The organism is Streptomyces sp. NPDC059900, assembly GCF_050270335.1.
Taxonomy (GTDB): domain Bacteria; phylum Actinomycetota; class Actinomycetes; order Streptomycetales; family Streptomycetaceae; genus Streptomyces.
Genome location: NZ_JBNNJZ010000057.1, coordinates 1 through 15979, shown reverse-complemented (window position 1 = coordinate 15979; position 15979 = coordinate 1). Strand labels below are relative to the sequence as shown.

16 protein-coding genes are annotated in these 15979 nt (G+C 68.4%); 6 read left to right on the top strand and 10 right to left on the bottom strand.

What is annotated here, in order from left to right:
* Nucleotides 1-85: 85 nt before the first annotated feature.
* From ACQKIP_RS11705 to ACQKIP_RS11680, 6 genes are all read left to right on the top strand, one after another.
* Nucleotides 86-388 carry a WXG100 family type VII secretion target gene (locus tag ACQKIP_RS11705; protein ID WP_190085684.1) on the top strand — a complete coding sequence of 101 codons (303 nt, stop codon included), beginning with the start codon at nt 86-88 and terminating at the stop codon, nt 386-388.
* A gap of 170 nt (nt 389-558) precedes the next feature.
* Nucleotides 559-897: a hypothetical protein gene (locus tag ACQKIP_RS11700; RefSeq protein ID WP_365862956.1), complete on the top strand. Its 339-nt coding sequence runs from the start codon at nt 559-561 to the stop codon at nt 895-897.
* A 3-nt stretch (nt 898-900) separates the two neighbouring features.
* Nucleotides 901-2289 (top strand): hypothetical protein, encoded by a 1389-nt coding sequence (locus ACQKIP_RS11695; RefSeq protein ID WP_365862958.1) that lies wholly within the window; start codon nt 901-903, stop codon nt 2287-2289.
* Between the two features lie 52 nt (nt 2290-2341).
* On the top strand, nt 2342-3013 hold the full coding sequence (locus ACQKIP_RS11690) for a hypothetical protein (protein ID WP_365862960.1): 672 nt from the start codon (nt 2342-2344) through the stop codon (nt 3011-3013).
* A gap of 23 nt (nt 3014-3036) precedes the next feature.
* Entirely contained in the window at nt 3037-3663 is a 627-nt protein-coding gene (locus ACQKIP_RS11685; protein WP_365862962.1) for a hypothetical protein, read from the top strand.
* 2 nt (nt 3664-3665) lie between these two features.
* Entirely contained in the window at nt 3666-4223 is a 558-nt protein-coding gene (locus ACQKIP_RS11680; protein ID WP_365862964.1) for a hypothetical protein, read from the top strand.
* Between the two features lie 45 nt (nt 4224-4268).
* Here ACQKIP_RS11680 and ACQKIP_RS11675 read toward each other — a convergent pair whose 3' ends face one another.
* The 10 genes from ACQKIP_RS11675 to ACQKIP_RS11630 all read right to left on the bottom strand — a co-directional run bounded on the left by ACQKIP_RS11675 (nt 4269) and on the right by ACQKIP_RS11630 (nt 15696).
* Complete coding sequence (locus ACQKIP_RS11675; protein WP_365862965.1) at nt 4269-5633, bottom strand: hypothetical protein; 1365 nt, start codon at nt 5631-5633, stop codon at nt 4269-4271.
* A complete protein-coding gene (locus ACQKIP_RS11670) occupies nt 5623-7863 on the bottom strand; it encodes a hypothetical protein (RefSeq protein ID WP_427742885.1) in 2241 nt (746 codons plus the stop codon). Before ACQKIP_RS11670 ends, ACQKIP_RS11675 begins: the two co-directional genes overlap by 11 nt.
* Before the next feature lie 85 nt (nt 7864-7948).
* Complete coding sequence (locus ACQKIP_RS11665; protein WP_365862969.1) at nt 7949-8890, bottom strand: hypothetical protein; 942 nt, start codon at nt 8888-8890, stop codon at nt 7949-7951.
* 53 nt (nt 8891-8943) lie between these two features.
* Nucleotides 8944-9843, bottom strand: a complete 900-nt coding sequence (locus tag ACQKIP_RS11660; RefSeq protein WP_365862970.1) for a hypothetical protein — start codon at nt 9841-9843, stop codon at nt 8944-8946.
* A gap of 7 nt (nt 9844-9850) precedes the next feature.
* Nucleotides 9851-10660 (bottom strand): hypothetical protein, encoded by an 810-nt coding sequence (locus tag ACQKIP_RS11655; RefSeq protein ID WP_365862971.1) that lies wholly within the window; start codon nt 10658-10660, stop codon nt 9851-9853.
* A gap of 105 nt (nt 10661-10765) precedes the next feature.
* Entirely contained in the window at nt 10766-11701 is a 936-nt protein-coding gene (locus ACQKIP_RS11650) for a hypothetical protein (protein ID WP_365862973.1), read from the bottom strand.
* Between the two features lie 150 nt (nt 11702-11851).
* Nucleotides 11852-13123, bottom strand: a complete 1272-nt coding sequence (locus tag ACQKIP_RS11645) for an enoyl-CoA hydratase/isomerase family protein (protein WP_365862974.1) — start codon at nt 13121-13123, stop codon at nt 11852-11854.
* Nucleotide 13124: 1 nt separating this feature from the next.
* A complete protein-coding gene (locus ACQKIP_RS11640) occupies nt 13125-13457 on the bottom strand; it encodes a hypothetical protein (protein ID WP_365862976.1) in 333 nt (110 codons plus the stop codon).
* A 515-nt stretch (nt 13458-13972) separates the two neighbouring features.
* Nucleotides 13973-14980 (bottom strand): hypothetical protein, encoded by a 1008-nt coding sequence (locus ACQKIP_RS11635; protein WP_365862978.1) that lies wholly within the window; start codon nt 14978-14980, stop codon nt 13973-13975.
* A 29-nt stretch (nt 14981-15009) separates the two neighbouring features.
* Entirely contained in the window at nt 15010-15696 is a 687-nt protein-coding gene (locus ACQKIP_RS11630) for a hypothetical protein (protein ID WP_365862980.1), read from the bottom strand.
* Nucleotides 15697-15979: the final 283 nt, after the last annotated feature.

Here is a 15979-nt window from a genome sequence, read left to right as displayed (position 1 = left end):
GCGGGGGCGGACGGGCTTGAGCGGCCCGCACTGGTGGAGCCAAGGGGGATGGCCCTGCGGCGAGTTGGATTGGATGTGAAGCCACATGGCCAAAGACGCCGATATCACTTATGAGGAGATGCGGACCGCGGCGGGCAAGCTGAACGACGCCAAGGACAAGATCGACGAGAAGCTCGACGCCCTCGAGCGTTACGTCGAGAACCTGGTGAAGAACGGCTACACGACTCGCAAGGGTTCGCAGGCCTTCGAGGACTCCTTCAAGGAGTTCAAGAAGGGCGCCAAGGACACCATCGAAGGCCTCACGGGCATGGGCAAGTTCCTGACCAGCGCCGCGAAGGCGTACGAGGACCTGGACGACGACCTGGCCAAGGGCGTCAAGGGCAAGTGATCCGGCTCTGGGGCCGGTGATCCCGCCTCCGGGCCGGTGATTCCGCCTTCGGGCAGGTGATTCCGCCTCCGGGCGGGTGATTCCGCCTTCGGGCGGGTGAGCAACAACCCGGTGCGATGGGCCGCCGTATTCCGCGGCGGCCCGTCGCACCGGTCGTATGCAGGCAGTGGATGCATGGGGGCACTGTGGGTGGCGGCGGCGAACGGGCCAGGCTGGACCTTGATGTGATCAAGGGCATGGGCACCGGGCTCAGTAACGTGAAGAAGGCCTTCGACGGCCTGGAGGATCTCGGCGGTCAGTACGAGGACGACTTCGGAAACGGCGATCTCGCCGACAAATTCGGTGATTTCGCGGACAACTGGAAGTTGAGCCGCAAAAGGCTGACGGACGAGGTGGACGCGCTCGCGCAGATCGCCAAGGCCGCGGCCGAGGCGTACGAGGACATCGATCACCAGCTTGCCGAGGCGATCCGCGGTGCGGATGACCCCAAGTCGAAGAAGAAGGGCTGAGTCATGGCCGGACGCCCGCGCGATTGGCACCCGGTCGCGGACAGTGACCCCGTTCCCGGTGACGCGGACCGGGTCGCGAATCTGGGGAAGAAGCTCCGCAAGACCGCCGATGAGCTAGAGAAGCAGATCAGGAACATCAAGGCGGTCTCCGAGGTGGAGGCCTGGGACAGCAAGGCGGGCAAGGAGTTCCGGGAGAAGGCCAAGGGCAACGTAAAGAAGCTGGAAGCGGCCTTCAAGCGGTATGACACGGCGGCGGATGCCTTCGGCAGTGAGGTGACGGAGGTCGGCGGTGGCTTCGACGACAAGCTGCACGCCAAGCCGAAGAATTACGCCTCCGACCTGAACCGCGCCCAGGAGATGGCGGATCTCGCGCTCAAGGAGGCGCAGGACGCCGAAGAGCGCAAGAGCGCCAACCAGAAGAGCCTGGACGCCCTTTCGGACAAGGACAAGGGCAAGGACAAGCAGGACGGCAAGGAAGACAAGAAGAAGCTCGAAGAGGCGCGGGACAGCGCGGGCGACGCGATCGACGCGGCCCGCGAGAAGATCGGCCAGGCCAGGAAGGTCCGTGACGACGCGGCGAAGCGCGCGCGTGACGCGATCGAGGACGTCATCGCGGACGATTCCCTGAAGGACGGGTTCTGGGAGTCCCTTGTCGACGACATCAAGGGCATCACGGAGTTGATCTCCACCGTCTGCGGAATTCTCTCCTTGGTGGTGGGCTGGATTCCGGTGATCGGCCAGGCACTTGCCGGAGTGCTTGGCGCCATTGCCATGATTGCCACGCTGATCACCACCATCTGCACCATCATCCAGGTATTCCAGGGCAATGCGGACTGGATGGACGTGGGTCTCGCGGCGGTCGGCTTCCTCCTGATGGGCGTGGGCAAGGCCTTCTCGAAGGTGGCGGGCAAGTTCGCGAAGACGGCGCTCAGCAAGATGACGCGGGCCGGAACGGCGCGGACCGCGAAGCAGGTCACCAGGGCGAACAAGAACCTGCGGAAGCTCTCCGGGAAGAAATTCAAGCTCCAGAAGGGCGACGGCTGGAAGTCCCTCAAGGAGCCGTTCACCGAGCCGTTCTCGAAGGCCGCCTGGGGCAAGAACCTCAAGACCCTCAAGCCGGGCGAGGGAAGCTGGGCGGCCGCCAGGAACGAACTGGCGGAGCGGGGCGGCGGAAGTGCCCTCAAGGGCATCCCGAAGTCGTTCTCCATGGCCGACCCCGGTGTCGCGTCCGACCTGAAGTCGATCAAGTCGGGAGCGGCCGGACTCGGTAACTTCGACGCGAATGCCGTGAGCAAGATCTCGCAAACGGCGACGCGTCTGGGAGTCACCGGAGCGGGCATTACGCTGGCCGGCCTCGGCCTCGACGGTAATCTCAACCCGCTCGTGGCCTGAGCTCCCACCGGCGATCTCGCGGCCAGAGTCCTCCCACCGAAGAAGGAACGCAGTGAACACACCTGACGACGACGTCCCGGCGCTGTCCGAGGATTTCGCGGTCCGTATCGACCTCCAGCCCGGCTGGGTCGACCTGACGCTGCGCGAGGACTCCAAGGCCGAGGCGAAGGCACTGGCCACGAAGACCGTCAACGACCTCAACCCGCTCTCCCTGGAGATCGAGAAGAGTGCGGTCTTCGACGACATGGCGGAGCGGGCGCTCAACCTCAACGAGGACGCTCCGGCGCTGGCCGCCGCGTACTACGCGGAGAGCGGCGAGGGCCTGATCAACCTGATGATCGATTCGTACGGCGACGAGGGCGTCCCGCGTCCCGCGCCGGACGAAGTCATCCCGCTGCTCCTGGAGTGGGAGAACGGCGAGGTCGTGGGGGAGCCGGAGGTGACCCGCCTGGACCTGGCGGCGGGCCCCGCGGTGCGGGTCCAGGCGACGCTGAAGATCAAGCGGATGCTCGGCTTCGGCCGCCGTATCACCGAGTTCGTGAGGTACGCGGTGTTTCCGCCCGGTATGCAGAGCCTGGTCGTCGTGACGGCGACCTGGGAGAAGATCCAGCTGACCGAGGAGAACACACAGCGTGTGGACGAGATCGTCCCGTCGCTGCGGCTGGATCTGGTGGACGAGAACGGAAACGAAATCGCCCCGAAGCCGGAATCCGGAAACCCCTGAGTGAATTCGGGAACGTGCATCCGATGAAGAACGCCAGCGAATTCACTTCGCCGCCCTCCGACTACAACGTCATCGTGCCGGACGGCTGGTTCGCGCTGCCGCTGAACCCCGAGGACCGGGACCGCGGCATCGTCGCCCTCGCGGACCAGCAGTTCCGGGGCGTGGACAACGCCCCGCACATCAAGAAGCAGTTCATGCGGGAGATGCAGCGCAAGGCCAAGGACGCCTATGGCGTCGGCGGCACGGAGCTCTACATCTCGACCCTCTCGGTCGGCCAACTCCCGCTCGCCTCCTCGCTCCTCATCAGCATTCCGGGCCCCGACGAGTGGCCGGACATCTCGGACGCGCATGAGCTGGCGGAGCACCTGGCGTCCAAGAGCAGCGCCGCAGCGGAGGACTCGCAGGCGGAAGAGGTGGGCGTGGTGACCCTCGCGGCCGCGGGCAAGGCCGTCCGCCAGCGCCGCAAAGAGGCACCGGACCCCACATCCCAACTCGGCAGCACGCTCCCGAACACCCTGGTCACGTACTACGTCCCGATCCCCGCCACCAAGAGCTGGCTGCTCCTGAACTTCTCCACCCCCATGGACCCGCTGGCGGACCAGATGGTGGAACTGTTCGACGTGGTCGCGGGCACGCTGCACTGGGACTGACGATGACGCCTCCCGACGACACCCGCCGCTCCGGGGCCCGCGACGGCCTCGCCGTCGCGGCCTTGGTCCTTGCCCTGCTCGCCCTGGCCGCAGGTGTCCTCTGGGCGAAGGGCGCCTGGCGCACGGTGATCCGCGAATCCCCTGACCTGATCGCGGACTGGCCGGGCGGCGCCTGGGTCTTCGGGATCATGGCCGGGGCAGTGGCCGTCGCCGGCGCCTGCGGCGGCCTGTGGGCGGCGGACGCACTGCGGGGCGACGCGACCCCGCGGCGTATCGCACGTCGCGTCGCCTCCGGCGTGTGCTGGGCGCTGCCGGTGATCGTGTCGGCGTACATCATCTCGGCGCTTCCTGGCCGCAACTGCAGCCCCTCCCAGTCCACTTGCCGCCAGATCGACGGTGCGTTCCCGGCTCTCCTCACCTGCGCCGTCACTGCCGCGGCCCTGAGCTGGGCGGCTTACCGCATCCGCTCGACCCTCGAGGAACAACGCCGAGCCGCACATCAGGCACGGCTGCGAAAGCTGCGGAAGAAGGGCAAGGGGAAGAGCCGGTCGGCGCGGTAGGGATCCCCTGGGCGGTGCCCGATCGGGGGACCGCCGCCGTACCCGCTACCCCCGCCCCCGCGAAAAGTCCCCCCGCCCCACCCGCGCCGCGAGCCCGTCGTCCTCCGTGTCCCGGAGCAGGGAGCCGTAGCCCGTGGCTGCCCATACGCTCTGGTCGGCCGGGATCTCGAAGTACGGCACCCTGCGGCCCTCGAAGTCGGCCGTCAGGACCTCCGGTGCCCGGCGGGTGCGTACCGCCGATCCGCAGTCCCCGCACGCCGCCACGCGCAGCTGGTCGCGGCGGCCCAGTGGGCGCCACCGGATGCGCGCGTCGGCGCGGCCGTGCAAGGGGTTGAAGAAGCAGAGGGGGAGCGGCGCGGGCGTGCCGTCGCGGTCCGGGGCCAGTGCGTCGCGGCCCTCCGCCACCAGAGAGAGGACGCCCGCCAGGTCCGGCAGCCCGCGCGCCGAGTCCAGGACCGCGCCTGCGGCCGCGTAGGCGTCAAGTGCGCGCTGGAGGTGCGGTGTTGTGGACGGAGGTGCCTCGGCCGACGCCTCGCCGAGTGCGAGGACCTCCGCCTCCGTCTGGCGCCGCAGCGCCGCCTCGTCCGCCGTACGCGCCGCCGCGAACACCGCCCGGGGGAAGGCGAACGGCGCCCCCGTGGCGCTCGGGTGCCGACCGGACCGGCCGCGCCCCCGGCGTCGTACGAAGAGGACGAGACCCGCTGCGGCCAGGGCGAGCGCGACCGCCACAGCCACCGGCAGCAGCCAGGCGGGCCAGGGCGAGTCGTTGCTCTGCTCCGCGGTATCCGGGCGGGGGAGGCTGCCGTTCCCCTTGCCGCTGCTGCCGTCCCCCAGGTGTTCCGTGGCCTTTTCGTACGCCTTGGTGCCGTCGCCCCTCGCGATCAGCTCGATCGCCTTCGCCGTCTGCTCGGCGAGCCCCGCGTCCTTCATCTCGTCCAGGAAGCCGACCGCGCCCACGGCGTCGCGGGCCTGCTGCTTCTCGTCCGGCCACTCGAAACCGTTCAGATCGCCGCTCCACTTGTCGCCGCCGGTGACGAGGATGAGTTCGCGCTGGTCGAGGTGGTCGTGCACGACCTCCGCGAACACGTCGGACTCGCCTTCGTACGCGTCGCCCTGGACCAGCGGCACCAGGGCCACCTTGATCGGCAGGCCGGTCTTCTCGATCTGCCGTACGAGTTGCTTCTGGCGGGCGGGCGGTACGGAGTCGGCGTACGAGGCGTCGACGTACACCGGCGATTCGCGCAGGGCGTCGGCGATCTTCTGGCCGGGGCTGGGCGCGCCCGTGACCTGCGCCGCAGAGGGCACGGCGGTGGCGAGGAGGGCGGCGAGGGCAAGGGGGGCGGCGAGCGCGAGGAGGGCTGCAAGGGCGGCGGCTGCGGCCGTGGCGCGACGCTTGAGGTCACTGAACACCGGCGTACTCCCGTACCTGGCGGATGAGTTGCGGAACTCCGTTGGCTATGGCGGGCAGCGGCCCCGGCGCGTCCTCGTACGGCACGCGCTCCGAGCGGCCCGCCCCCGGCAGCGTGAGCCGGAGCGTGTAGGCGAGGCGCGGCTGCACCTCGACCAGGACGCGGCACTGCGCGCACACCGGGATGGTGCGCAGGCGCTGGTCGTCCGGCGAGTACTGGGCGTCGCGCCACCCCGTGGACGGCCCGTGCAGCGGGTTGAGCGCGCAGCACGGTTTGTCGTTGCCCTTGAGCGCGCTCCGGCCGACCCGGGCGAGGACGATCGCGGCGGCGAGATCGGCGGGCGTGGCGTCGTCGTCGACGTGGCCGTCGGGGTCGCGGTCGGCGAGCAGCGTCGCGGTGTCGAGGCAGTCGTAGACGCGGGTGCGGACGGCGGAGCGGAGAGCGGCGTCCGGGTCGAACTCGCGGGCCAGTGAGTCGAGTTCGTCACGCGCGGTACGGCGCAGGAAGCCGGCGGAGGGGTCCGGCGGCGCCGTGAAGCCAAGGGTGCCGTCGGCCGCCACGGTGGTGGCCGGCGTCCGCCGCAGCCCCGGCACCGAGAGCCGCAGAAGTCCGAGGAACGCCGCGACGATCCCGAAGAGCAGCCCGGCCGCGAGAGCGCCGACCATGAGGCCCGGCCAGAAGTCGCCGGAGAAGAGCGGGCGCAGGGCCTCGTCCTCGACGGGATCGGGCGCGTCGTCCATGCCGAGCGAGGACGTCTCCGCGCGGGCGGAGCGCGGCGACTTGTCGAGGAACGTCATCAGGTCGTCGAGCCGTTCGCCGAGCCGGTGGTCGGCCGAGCGGTCGTCGTCATCGCCGTAGCGGATGGAGTCGGGGAGGTCGAAGGCGATGCGATTGGCGTCGATGCGCACGTCGTAGGTGACGACGTCGATGGAGCCGCCGAGCGGGTCCGCGACGACGTACACCCCCTGCGCGCCCTTGGCGCCCATCTTCTGGCGCACGGCCTCCACGAAGATCTCGGTCTCGCCGCCGGACTCGTCCTCGGTGAGCTGCGGTACGAGGGCGATGCGGATGGGCCCGCGGTCGAACTTTCCGATGCGGTCGAGGAGTTCGCGGCGCTGAGCGGAGTCGAGGGGGCGCGGACTCTCCGGGTCGCTGTAGACCGCCCCGTTTGCCTGTCCCTCCTGCTTCAGCCCGGCGGCGACGCGCTCGACGCGGCTGGACAGGTCGGATGCGGTGGGCGGAGGGGACGTACGGGCCGAGTCCTCGTGAAAGGCGAGGAAGGCACCGAGGGCGACCGCACCGGCGGCGAGTACGGCGACACCGGCTTCGATGCGCAGGGGAGTGAAGTGCCGCCGGGGGCTGCTGGGTTGCTGCTTCTTTGCACCCGGGTCCTGTGCACTCGGGTCCTTTGCACGCGGGTCCTTTGCACTCGGGCCGCGCTGCCGCCGGATCCACCGCCGCAGATACGGGCTCAAGAGGATGATCAGCAGGGGTACGCCGGTGAGGGCGATCCCGGTGACGAAGGACTGGTTGTCGCGGTCGACGGGGTCGATGTGCATCTTCTCGACGTCGTCGCCGCCCGCGGCCTCGCTCTTCTTACGGGCGGCGTCCGCACGCTCGGCGGCCTTCTTGCCGCCGAGCGCGATGACGTCGGTGAACCGCTCGAAGCTGAGCAGGGGCCCGGCGTCGTACGGCAGCTCGTAGAGCGACACGGTGAACGCGTCGTCGGCCGGTGCGCGTACCCCGTAGGCCGCGGCGTCGGAGACCCCCGTGTCATCGACGAGCACATACAGCCCGTCCCGCCCGAGCCGGTCGTGCACGGCCCCGAGCAGCCGGTCGCCACGGTCCTGTGAGGGCAGTACGAGGACGTAGGTGGGCACGCCGGTCCGCTTGGCGAGCTTCGCGAAGTCGGGGGCGGCGGAGCGGGGGACGTCGCGGGGGAGCTGGTCGGTGACGTGGACGGGGTTGGTGCGCAGGAGGTCGGCGAGGGCGGCGGCTTGGGTTGTCGCTCGGGCGGGGTCGTTCCCGGCGTCCTGCGCGGCGGCGCTCGCGGGGTGCGGGGTGCCGGAGGCGAGGAGGAGAGCGGCGCAGAGGGTGGCGAGTACGCCTAGGAGGGGGCGCCGCCGTGCGTGGAGGTGCTGTCCGCGTGCGCGGAGGTGCAGTCCGCGAAGGCGCCGTCCGCGGAGGCGCTGTCCGCGAAGATGCCGTCCACGAAGGCTCACGCGCGGCATGCCCCCGGAGCCACCTCCCCCCTCGTGACCCCCGTGCTCCGCACCGCTAGCCCGTCGCTCCACCCCGTAGCTCATTGGGCGCACTTTACTGTCGCGACGGGGGCGTTTCCATGGGGGTTCTGGGGGTGCTGTTCCGGGGCGGGATGAGGGAACTGGCCATCCACTCGTCCTTGATCTCGTCGCCGTCCGGCCCCATGACCATGTCCCGCAGGCCTTCGCAGAGGCCGTGGGACGGACTGACACGGTCCGACGCCCGGATCGCGACGAGGAAATTCCCGTCGGACTGCCGGGTGACGAGCGGCGTACCGGCGGCGGAATGTGCGGCGGCGAAGGTCATGACGGTCATGCGCTGGGCAGTGGTGAGCGCCTCAAGACCGACGATCTCCGGCACCGCGTCCCCGAGACGATCCACGAACGCATCACGCCACCGGCTGCGGAGCCTGCACCACGAACCATCCGCGAAGACGACCTTGACGTCGCCCCCGCTCCCGAAGTCACGCGGCTCCACGCGACTGACGGCGGAACGCGGCGCTTCCCACAGGACGTCGTCCCAGATGGTCTCTTCGTCGTCCAGCAGCCCGACGAAGAGGAGACGCCGGTCGGTGATGATCGCGTGGGTGCGGTCGGTGCTTGGCCGACGGGCGGGATCGAGCTGCCAGGGCAGGGCGCGGGCGAGGGTGCCGGGCGCGGCCCACATGACGGGGAAGTCCTCGACCTCGTCCTCCGGATCGTCGGACCGGCCGAGCGTACTGATGTTGCCGACCCCGCTGTTGCCGAGAGCTCCGACGACGGCGATAAGGGCGACCAGGAGACCGGCCTTGAGACCACGACGGGCGAGACGGGAGGCCCGTGAGCGGGCGGTATGGACGGGCCCATCGGGCCACCCCGCCAACTCCCCTTGAATGTCCCGCCGTTCCTCGTCCCGGAACCAGCGCATACCGGACACAGGGGTGGCCGCACCGGTGGCGAAGCTGACGGGAATCCGGGCGAGGAGGGTCTCGCCGGAATCGGGCTTCCAAGCTGTCATTACGCGGTCCTTCTGCTCGGCTGCTCAGCTGCCCGGCTGCTCGACTGCCCGGCTCAGAGATCGTCGGCGGCGGCGGCCTGCGCCGGGCGCCCCTCGTCGTCCATCAAGAGGGAGTGCGTCTCGAAGACCCCCGAGCCGGCCCTCACGGCGACACGGGACTCCACAAGGACGATGCCGCTGCGGAGCACGGTGAAGGTCGGCGGATGCGCTGTCTTCGGCAGCTCACCCATGAATTGCGCCACCCGCGCCCGCTGCCCCGCGGAGAGCGTGCGCTCCGTCAGAAGCCGCACAGTGCCGCTGAGCACTTGATCGAGCCGCATGCTGTCCGGAGTACCCGTGAAGAGCCGGACCCAGGAGTCGTCCCTGAACGTGATGCGGACGTCGGCGCTGATCTCGCTGAACTTCATCTGCCGCGCCCCGGCGATGGCTTCACGCGGAAACTCCCCCAACACGTCGGCCTTGTCGAGGGTCCCCCAGCGGGTACCGAGAAAGACCAGCCGTCGATCGGTCAGAACCAGATCGGTCGCGAGCTCCTTGGGCCGCCGCGAGGGGTCCAACTGCCAGGGGACGCTGCGTGCGAGGGCGCCGGGCGCGGCCCACATGACGGGGAAGTCCTCGACTTCGTTCGCGGGGTCCTGGGGCTTGCCGCGCATGGGCACCTCTCCCAGAGGCGTGCCCGAAGCTCCGCCGAGGTTGGCGATGATGTTCGCCACCATGGGGATGCCGACGAGGAGGGCACGGCCAGTGCGGCGGGCCGCCTTGTCTCCGGTGGAGTTCAGCTCGTAGGAGGGCCCGGTGGGCCAACCCTGTCGTTCCTCCAGCTCTTGCTGGATGTCCTCGCGCTCGGGGTTGCGGAACCAGCGGGACCCGGCGACGGCCGGGGCCATGCCGGTGGCGAACTTCGCCGCTGTGCGCAGGAGCACGTCCTCTTCGGGGCTGGGGTACCAGTCCATGGCGGGATCAGGCCGCAGGGCCCGGCGTCGCGGAGCCCCCTGAAGGCTCCTCTCCGTCCCCCATGACTTCGTCCCCCACGAGTTCGTCCTCCACGGGCTCTGTGAAGCTCACCGTCCGGAGGATGGCCGCCATGATGTCGCAGAACTCGGCCCAGTAGTCCGTGGACGCGGTGTGGAGGGTGAAGATCGCGGTGAACGGGCCCGTGGAGAAAGGGACGTGCACCTGTATCTGGCCCGTGAGGAGATTCGATGGCTCACCCGACGCCGTCACCTGTGGACTGAGCTCGTACTTGGTCAGCGTGATGCAGGAGACTGCGGGGCCGCACGGCAGATCGAGCCAGCGGGCGTCGTTGTGCGGTTCGCGGGCGAGGGTCGCCAGGATGCCCTGGGCGACGACATCGGTGTCGTTCGCGGCCTGGTCCGTGGGGACGGCCGCCACGGTGAACGCGCACTGGGCGACGCCGTCGGCACCTTCGTATCGGGCCCCGATCGCATTGCCGTCCTCGGCGGCTTCCGTCTCTGCGTCCGAATCCGCCGTGGAGAAGAGCCCCATCGCCGAGTACGAGACCCCGGTCTCCGCCATCAGCTCGGCGACCCCCTCGTAATAGGGGGCGGCAGGCTCCCAGATGGATTCGTCGCCGCGGGAGTAGAGGCTGCGTACGAACTCCTTGGAGCGGTCCGCGCGTTCCTCGGGGGTGGCGGCCAGAGGGAGGGCGAAGAAGCCGTCGGGGACGTTGAACCAGAGTGGCGGGGGTTCGTTGTCTGTGGGCGTGCCCGTGGGCGGAAGCACGCTCATGGAGTCGACAGGGGGCGTCATGGCGGTGGGACCGTCCTGATCAGGTTCAGGTGCGTGGGGATATTTCAGGTGCGTGGGGGAGACGGGGAAACGGCGGGCTTCAGCAGGGCGCTTCAGCAGAGGGCTTCAGACGTCGTCGGGGTGGAAGTCCTCGAGCTCCACCGCGGCGCCATCAGCGTCCATGAGCATGGTGTCTTCGGAGAATCCGAAGAACGAGTCGACTTTTCCGGACCTCAAGAACGCCACCCTGTAGTGACCGCAAGGCCGGCGATTCACCAGGGGAGGGCCGTGGTCCTCCGAAGCCGGGCTTTCCTCGACGAAGTTATCGACGGTTGTCCGCTGGGCCGGCGTCAGGGTTTCCAACGGGATGAGGTCGAGGGGGCTGAGCAGGTATCGGGTGAACTTCTGCCGGGTGACGGCGTGCAGCCTGCACCAGGAGCCGTCGGCAAAGACGACCTTGGCGTCAGTCCCGTCCTTGAAGGGCTTCGATTCCACACGGTCGATCTGAGAACGGGGAACCTCCCAGAGCACTTCGTCCTCAATGAGGTCGTCGTGCTTCTTGGAGTACGGAAACCCCACGATGACCAGTCGGCGGTCGGTGACGATCACGTGGGTTCGGTAATGCTTCTCGGGGGAGCGCGCAGGGTCCAGCTGCCAGGGCAATGTGCGGGCGATGCTGCCGGTGGCGCCCCACAGGACGGGAAAATCCTCGATCTCGTCGGCGGGATCATCAGAGGTGTCGGAGCCGGAGCCCGTGCCGCCCCCGCCGCCGCTCACGTTGCCCCCGGCCGAGCTGAGAGCGGCCATGAGGATGCCGCCCAGAGCCATCAGCCCGCCCTTTCCGGCACTATGCGCGAACGAGCCGCCGGCCGTGCGGGCCGTGTATACCGGCCCCTCGGGCCAACCGGGCAGTTCGCCCTGGATGTCGCGACGCTCTGGGTCGCGGAACCATCGCATCCCTCGGACGCGCGTGGCTGTACCGGTGGCGAAGGTGACGTATGCGCGGGTGAGGAGCGTCTCGCCGGGCTCGGGCTGCCAGATGTCCTGGCCTGTATGCGTCATCCGTCTGCGTCTTCCTACGTGGCGTCGGCAGGGCCATAAGTCCTGCTTGGTCTCACTTTGCCATCCTCGTACTGGGTGCTCTCGGTGGCCTCAGTCGCGGGAGGCGGTCACTGGCGTCGCCGGAGGCGGTCACTGGCGAGGTCGGGTCGCTCAGCCACCCGACGCCGACTTCTCGAATTGATCGCCCGGGAAGAGGGCCTCTCCCACGTGCTGGTGAATGCTCTCGATCTTGGGAAAGATCTTGAGTCCCGCGTCCATGGCGATGCCTGCCCCGAGCGGGTTGATGTTTACCCCGGGGATGATGTTGGCCCCCTTGGAGCCGAGCCACTGACCGGCGTGGTAGCCCTGATTGGCGATGCCCCCCATGCGCGAGGCCAGGCCGCTGGTGGCGTGCGAGACCTCGTAGACGTTGTCGGCCATGCCGCCGAGGACGACCTTGCCCGGCAGCAGTTTGAGCCCGCCCTTCACGAAACCGGCTTGCTCGCCGGTGGAGATCAGCATCCGTGACGGGGCGATCTTGACCGACTTGAACGCCTTGCCGAGATTCGCAGCCTTGGCGGCACCGGCGGCCTTGGCCAGATCTGTGGTCTCGCCCGCTACCTTGATCCCCTTGCTGAAGGCGCCGATACCCGGCATCAAGCCCACCGCATCCAGCCCGATCTGTGTCCAACTCACGTCGGCACCAGCGGCCTTGGCCACCCCGTGAGCCGCCAGCGCGAGCCCGGTCGCGATCAGCGCGGCCGTACCGAAGATCGCCGAGAGCGGCGGAAACGGCAGTGTGATGATGGCCAGCAGGCCCAGAACCGCGGTCAGGTCGCTCAGCAGGTCGCCGATCAGCTTGATCATGTCGGCGTGGTCCTTGAGCCACTGACCCGTGGCGTCCCACGCCTCGGCGACTCCCTTGGTGAGCTTGTCCCAGAAGCCGGGCTCGTCCGGGGCGATGTCGCCGGCCTTGTCGAGCTCCTTGCTGATGCTTCCGGCGGCCCGCTTGTAGCGTTCCTCCAGCTCATAGACCTTCTGGGCGACCCCGTCGACGTCCCCCGACGCTTTGGCGGATTCGTCGCTGTCGGGCTTCGCTTCCTCCCGGGCGTCCAGCTTCTCCCCGGCCGACTTCTCAAGGCGGTCCGCCTCGTCCTGGAAGTCCTGCAGCTCACCGGCCCACTTGTGCAGTGCCCGCGAGGCCTTGTCGAACGACTCATGACTCTTGCGTACGAGGGGCGTGACGTCCTGCCCGATGTACTCGGTGAAGGCGAGCGCGGTCTTGCCCTTCCAGGCCCCGCACTCGATCCGCTCCAAGTCCCGTACGGCGTTGCCGAGTTCCGTGGCGAGTCCGCCGAGCTTCTTCGCGAGCTGGCGCGTGTCCGTCACGTCACCGGGGGTGGGGTCCCAACCGATGTGCGGAAAGGCGGGCCGCTTCCCCACGCTACTTGCCCTTCTTCTTCGAGTCCTTCGAGCCCTTCGAGTCCGCCTTCGCCGACTTGAGGGACTCGGCGAGCTCTTGGTCCAGCTCGCTGAACTTCTCACCGATCTTGTTGATCATCTTCACGGCGCCGTGCGTGTGCTTGCCGAGCTGCTTGACGCCGTAACCCCACTCGTCGGCGAACTCGTGCACGTCCTCGACGAGCTTGCCCGCGCCGACGACCGAGCCGTCGGTGCCGCGGAGGGTGCGCCGGGCGGCATCCATGCGATCGCTGACCGTGGAGAACGTCTTCCGCAGCTCTTCGAAGATCGTGTCGTCGAGGCGTAGATCGCTCACGTGGTGTCCCCCGGGTCCCTCTGGGTGGTCGGCGTACCGGAGCCCGGCGGCAGTTCACACACGAGTCCCGTCCGGCGAGAGTATCGCCAAGGGGGTCAACGCTATTCGTCGGGATGGGTACTTGCTACCGCGAAGGCAAGGTGGGAGGGGGAGTAATGGGGTCCTGAATGTGAAGAGGCGGTGAAGGGGGACTTCGCTGTGGACAGCAAGGGTTCGGCACCCGTCGGCGGCTCTTTCCCTCCACTTTGCCAGTCTCTTTGCTTCCATTTACTTCGGCATTTGCGGAGCGCGGTTGGATTGCGGGTTCTCAGCGCAGGTGGAGGGGCCTACCGGCCAGGGGCTCATCGCGGAGCGGGAAGGAGTGGGAAGGGGGGCAGGAGCGGGGAACGGCAGCAGGCCCCCCGCCGGACCCCGACGCGGTGGACGCTGCTGCGCCGCGCGGGATCGAGCTGGAGGGCCTGCTTGCGTTCGCCGGGGCGAGGCTGCGCGCCTGAGCGCGAACCGGCCCCGCCTGGTCAGCGGTTGACGGACTGGACCTCTTCGACGGTGACCGGCTGATCGTCCCCGTACTCGCCGTCCGGAAGGTCGCCTCCCGTGCCGCCGGAACCGGTCCAGGTGATGTCCCAGGTGGCGGTGGCCTGGAGGTTGTACGTCCCGTTGCCGGACGAGCGGTGGTAGGTGACGCCGCAGGGAGGCTCCTCGTTCGCCTTGCCCTTCGCGTACGGCTCCCCGATCGAACCGTCCTCGTTCATCTCGCACTTCCCGGACGCGGGAATGCGCACGGCGTCCTCCGTACCCGGCTTGATGCTGAGCGCGGTGGGCTTCGCGGTCGTCGTGGCCTCGATGTGCAGGCCGGGCACGTCGAGCGACGCGGTGACGGACACGGGCTGGAAGTCACCCTTGTCGAGCCAGGCCCAGGTGGGGAGATTCACCTTGGAGGGGCCGTCGGGGGCGAGGCTGACCTTGGTGCCGGGTACTTGGATTTGGTTGTAGGCCAGCTCGGCGAGGATCTCGGGGCTGATGGCGTTCGGGACGTCCGGGGTGTCCCCGTTGTCGACCCAGAAGGGGGGATCGCTGCATTTCGCCTGCTCGGCGACGGTGGCGTCGGGGCTGAACTGGGCGCCCCACCACATCCCTTCCTTCTCCTTGTCGATGTTGTAGTTGTCCTTGCGGTAGCCCTGGTTCTCGTCCGACATCTCTTTCAGGGCGTCGCGTGGGGCGTCGGGGTCGTGCCTGGCCCCGAAGTACAGCCGGTCGCGGTACTCCCCGAATTCGCTGGCCTTCCACTCCGGCGCGTACCAGCACGGCGGCGGCGTCCAGTTCGGGTCGACGGACGTGACGGGACCGCTGCCCGGAGAGTTCCCGGAGCGCGTGTAGGTGATCTTGGCCGCGGCGCCGACGGTGCGGTCCGGCCCTTTGGAACCCTGGCTGTCAATCGCGACCGGATCCGCTGCCATTGCGGGACTGCCCGCCATGAAGAGCAGCGAGCCGCAGACGGCCGACACTATGAGTGGCTTACGCATACCTATCCCCGTTATTCCCGTTGTCCCCGTCAGCCCATGCACTGCTGCGATTCGCCCTCCACCTTGATGAGGTCGGCTCGCCACAGCCCCTTGGTCTGCTTCGAGGCGGTCATCGAGATCTGCCAGGAGGAGTAGTCCTTGATACTCGGCTTGGTGCGGAGGACCTTCTCGCTCTTGACTTCCTTGCCGAAGAGCTTGTTGTCGTTGGTGCAGAAGGTGACGGCGACGGTCTTCTTCTTCGAGACGGTCTCCACCTTCACGTCCGTGTACCGACGCTCGCCGGTGACGGTGTAACCGGCGTCGATGTGATCCTTGATCTGCTTCTTCGCATACGACTGCGCCGGGCTGCCGATCTCCGAGTAGAACTTGTACCCGGCATCTCCGGCGTCCTGCTTGACGATTCCGTACTCGATGGCCCGCGCGTAATTCTGGGCGTCATTCCACGCCGCAGCCTGGTCGGCGTCTGACAGGCTGACCTTGTCGAAGGTGAGATCGACATCGGACGGGAACTTCATCTCCGGCCGGTCGATCTTCGCGTCAGCACTCGCGTCAGAGCTCGGCGACGCAGTCTTCTTCGCGCCCCCCTCATCCGCCCCGGCGATCTTGTCCTTACCCGAGTCCTTCTCGTCGCCCCCACCCCCGCATCCGGTCAGAAGCAGAGCAGTGGCCGCCGTCAGCGAGACGACGGCGACGGGCAGGGTGCGACTGCGGTTCACGTGGGACTCCCGGTGGGGCGACAGTTCTACAAGCCATCTGAAGGTACTGAAGCGGTCAATGCCTTCGCCAGGTTTCACAATGCCAAGTAGTGAATGTCTCGTGAGGCGAATGGCCGCGCAAACTGCCCCAGTTCGGTCGCAGACCGGACGATTGCCCCACCCCCGCCCACCGGAATGGAATGCTCCACCAGATGAAGTATGTGCAGGCCGATTGGGACGAGGAATGCCACGGCTTCCGCGTCGACCCACAGGAATACCTGGCAGTACTGCCCACCCTCAGAGA